Raw genomic sequence first — 4,043 nt, 5'->3', positions numbered from 1 at the left:
AAATATAACAAAGCGTTCAAGAGGGACAGCCAACGCGTGGCATTTTTATCATGCGTTGGTTTTTGCGGTTACAGTGTTATGCGGAAAGTTGGTAGTAGCGTTGGCTGCCCCTTAACGCGGCGTTATATTTCTCTTAAATTCAAAGTGTTACAAATTTAAAAGTTAAGTGGTAATGTGGGATTTTTGCTGGTTGATGATTTCTTGTGATGGATAGCTGTTGATTTGATCAAGTTTATCAATACCTAACGAACATTATCGTTTGGGCTCATTTAGCTGCTATTTTGATTTGGTTTACATTAAGGTTTGTTTCTCTGAGATTTATCATCAGAATCAATGGGCAAGCTTGAGTCAATTTAAAAATTAACTGTTTGTTTTTGTGCCAAAAGTTAGCTCAACTTACGTTAAATAACTGATGTTATTTGCTATTTTTAAAGGTTGTTTGGTGTTTCAGTAGCTATCTGGAACTGAAATATAACAAACAATTCAAGCAGACCCTCAACGCGTGGTATTTTTATTATGCGTTGAGTTTAGTATTTACGGTGTTGTGCGGGAAGTTGGTAGTAGCGTTTCGGGCTACTTAATTGGGCGTTATATTTCTCTTAAATTCAACGTGTTACAAATTTAAAAGTTAAGTGGTAATGTGAAAGCTTTGCTGGTTGATGATTTCTTGTGATGGATAGCTGTTGATTTGATCAAGTTTATCAGTACCTAACGAACATTATCGTTTGGGCTCATTTAGCTGCTATTTTGATTTGGTTTACATTAATGGTGTGTTTCTCTGAGATTTATCATCAGAATCAATGGGCAAGCTTGAGCCAATTTAAAAATTAACTGTTTTTTTTGTGCCAAAAGTTAGCTCAACTTACGTTAAGTGACTGATGTTATTCGCTATTTTTAAAGGTTGTTAGGTGTTTCAGTAGCTATGTGGAACTGAAATATAACAAACAATTCAAGCAGACCCTCAACGCGTGGCATTTTTATTATGCGTTGAGTTTAGTGATTACGGCTTTGTGCGGGAAGTTGGTAGTAGCGTTTCGGGCTACTTAATTGGGCGTTATGTAACTGTAGAGAAAAAGAGCGCAATATATTGAAATTAAAGTGTTTTTATCCTTTTTTATTTTAAAACAAACTTCTATTTCTCATGTTTTGTTATTCTAACTAATTGTTTTTATTAGGTATTTATAAGGTTTAAAAAGTCAGTCTTATTCCTGTTGATTTGGTTTTCGTCTTCTTGTTCTTCAAGTCTGTATTCTGAACTTAATGGTAAAGCGAGTTTGCGTTCAGCTTGTCTATAGTTATGATCCGCAGAATCAAGTTACTTTTGTAGTTGCCAGAATCTTTTCTACTGGGTCAATGCTGACTTTTCGTGTAAGTTAAATCGTGTCTGGCGATGCTATTTTTGGTAATGCTTTGAAATATTTAGTAAAGTTACATAACAAAGCATTTAAGAGGGACAATCAACGCGTGGCATTTTTGGTTCGGGTTGGCATTTGAGGTTACGGCAGGTTAGTTTGAGCGCTGTTTTTTGCGTTGCTTGCCCCTTAATGCGGCGTTAGCTGCTCCAGAAATTTTAGTTTTGTTGATAGAGAAAAAGATGAAAATATATCAAACACTTTTTATGGCATCATTCTTATTTGTAGCTGGTTGTCAGTCTCCAAGCTTTCAGGATTCAAATGATTCTTTATTACCACAAAATAAGTATAAAGGTATAAATTTTGATTCAATTTATGGCAGTTTATTAAAAAATATAGAGGTTAATGAACGCTCCTCCATATTAAAATTTATTCATTCTTATAAAGAGCTTGATAAGCCATACAGAATTTATCTTGATGCTGGTCTTCCTGTAAATGATATTGAAGAAGCGGCTAAAGCGCGAATGATTGCTCTTAAAAGTGAGGCTGAATCTTTTAAGTATGTATTTTCATATGTCAATTTAGGAAGTTATTCTAAGGAAAATAATGGTTTCCTATTATATAAAGAGGAAGAGAATGAAATTATTCATGCTTCGGGTTTATGGATTGTTGAACATAATAAATCGTACAATAGTACATGTACAGCCAAAGGTTACTGTGGATTAGAGCATAGTGATGGTTACTATGAAGCTCACATTGCTATTGATCTAAAAGATTGGTTCATTCCAATGTCTGTTGATGAAGCTAAATCTTTGCTGGATAGCACGATGTCAAAGCAGAAAAAGTTACCAGCACTTATTGTATTCAAACCGAACTCATGTGTTTCTGGTAAAGGTAAAAAAAATGTTCGTTCAAATTACAGCAACGACCAGCTGATTACATGCGATTCTGAGGTTTCCGAAGTATATTTGTATTCAAGTAGTACTTTAAATTCTTCAGATATTCCGGTTAGAACGTTAGTAAGAAAACGCAGCTAACAAAGCGTTAAAGAGGGACAGCCAACGCGTGGCATTTTTATAATGCGTTGGTTTTTATGATTACGGTATTATGCGGAAAGTTGGTAGTAGCGTTGGCTGCCCCTTAACGCGGTGTTATGTTTTTTATCACGTTTTGGGGCTATAATCGGGCTAACCTTTATTGATAGTAGGTGTGATATGAATCGAAAAGTTGAAGCTTACGGCGTTGATGCTGTTGAAAGACCGAAAATTAAGGCTAGTAAAAAGCTTGATTTGACTGGTGATGCTGGTCGTCAAATTGTGAAGTCTGAAACTAAACTTGCTTTGCGTACTCATCAGAAGACATTCACTAAATTGGCTGATATGTAATGGATATCATCTGTTTTCCTTTTGAACGAGTGATCGAAATTAATGCTTTCATCCTAAAAACGGAACCAGGAATGAAAGGAGCAGTTGATATTCCTAAGCTTCAGGGGGCATTAGGTCGAATCGATAATGCCATCGTTTATGAAGGACTGGATGATGTTTTTGAAATCGCGGCTAAATACACTGCTTGTATAGCGGTTTCACATGCGCTACCTGATGCGAACAAACGCACAGGTTTGGCTGTGGCACTTGAATATTTATCACTTAACGATTTTGAACTTACGCAGGAAAACGATTTACTTGCGGATGCAGTTCGAGATCTTGTTATCGGCATTATCAATGAAACAGATTTTGCCGACATTCTCTACGCTCAATACGCAAAAGAACAAAATTCAGCTCTCTAAACATAACAAACGCTTCAAGAGGGACAGCCAACGCGTGGCATTTTTACTATGCGTTGGTTTTTGTGATTACGGTGTTATGCGGAAAGTTGGTAGTAGCGTTGTCTGCCCCTTAAGCGGGCGTTAAATTGCAATCGAGGTATTAGATTATCAAAGTAGATATTTATGATGTGTTTATCGGTGAATCAGCATCCGGCAATCCTTGTGGCGTTGTAGAGTTAACTAGTTGGCTTCCTGATTCCGAGTTGCATCAAATCACTCGTGAAATTGGACAACCAGTTACTTCCTTTATTACAAAAATCGACGGACAATTTCATATTCGTTGGTTTTCATTTGATGGCGAAATTAATCTTTGTGGACACGGAAGTTTGGGAGCAGGGGCAGCCCTTCTTTCTAAATGCCCATTTGATAAAGTTGTTTTTCATAGTAAACATGGTGAAGTGATCATTTCGAAAAGAAATGACCAATATGCACTTGTATTGCCGAGTTGGCTTGGTCAGACTTGTACTGTGCCAACAGAGATATCTGATTTAGCTGTTGATGCTATAGATGTTTATTCTACACGAGACTTAGTCCTTGTTTTTCCTTCTATTGAAGCGGTAATTAATTTCCAACCAGACTATGAGCGCCTTAAGCAGTTAAATGAATATCATGCTTTAATCGTAACGGCATCCTATGGTAAAAGTGGTTATGTTTTAAGATACTTCGCCCCCAAGATTGGTATATCAGAAGACTTAGCGACAGGTTCAGCTCAGTGTTCTCTTGCACAATATTGGTTCAGTAAGCTTGGTTTGGATTCATTGAATGTTCATCAACTTTCCAGTTCAGGTGGTTATTTTGAAGTTGAGCGAATGTCAGAAAATTTAATCACAGTGCTCGCTCAAGCTAAGTTACGGTGTAATGCAATT

4 protein-coding genes are annotated in these 4,043 nt (G+C 36.7%); all 4 read left to right on the top strand.

Going from position 1 to position 4,043, the window contains the following annotated elements:
- Positions 1-1,594 precede the first annotated feature (1,594 nt).
- Positions 1,595-2,389 carry a hypothetical protein gene (locus FKN93_RS16995; RefSeq protein ID WP_170905726.1) on the top strand — a complete coding sequence of 265 codons (795 nt, stop codon included), beginning with the start codon at positions 1,595-1,597 and terminating at the stop codon, positions 2,387-2,389.
- 177 nt (positions 2,390-2,566) lie between these two features.
- Positions 2,567-2,737, top strand: a complete 171-nt coding sequence (locus tag FKN93_RS16985) for a hypothetical protein (protein WP_001080654.1) — start codon at positions 2,567-2,569, stop codon at positions 2,735-2,737.
- Positions 2,737-3,138 (top strand): type II toxin-antitoxin system death-on-curing family toxin, encoded by a 402-nt coding sequence (locus FKN93_RS16980; RefSeq protein WP_000351248.1) that lies wholly within the window; start codon positions 2,737-2,739, stop codon positions 3,136-3,138. The genes FKN93_RS16985 and FKN93_RS16980 overlap by 1 nt, the downstream gene beginning before the upstream one ends.
- 167 nt (positions 3,139-3,305) lie before the next feature.
- On the top strand, positions 3,306-4,043 hold a 738-nt coding region (locus tag FKN93_RS16970), incomplete at its 3' end, for a PhzF family phenazine biosynthesis protein (RefSeq protein ID WP_346009399.1).

The sequence above is a fragment of the Vibrio sp. A8-1 genome, assembly GCF_013048685.1.
Taxonomy (GTDB): Bacteria; Pseudomonadota; Gammaproteobacteria; order Enterobacterales; family Vibrionaceae; genus Vibrio; species Vibrio metschnikovii.
The sequence above is the reverse complement of the archived record's forward strand: the minus strand, read 5'-3'. Positions and strand labels throughout refer to the sequence as shown.

What these genes read in the sequence shown, in the direction of transcription:
- FKN93_RS16995 (WP_170905726.1), top strand. Translation starts at nt 1,595, where the DNA reads ATGAAAATATATCAAACACTTTTTATGGCATCATTCTTATTTGTAGCT.
- FKN93_RS16985 (WP_001080654.1), top strand. Translation starts at nt 2,567, where the DNA reads ATGAATCGAAAAGTTGAAGCTTACGGCGTTGATGCTGTTGAAAGACCG.
- FKN93_RS16980 (WP_000351248.1), top strand. Translation starts at nt 2,737, where the DNA reads ATGGATATCATCTGTTTTCCTTTTGAACGAGTGATCGAAATTAATGCT.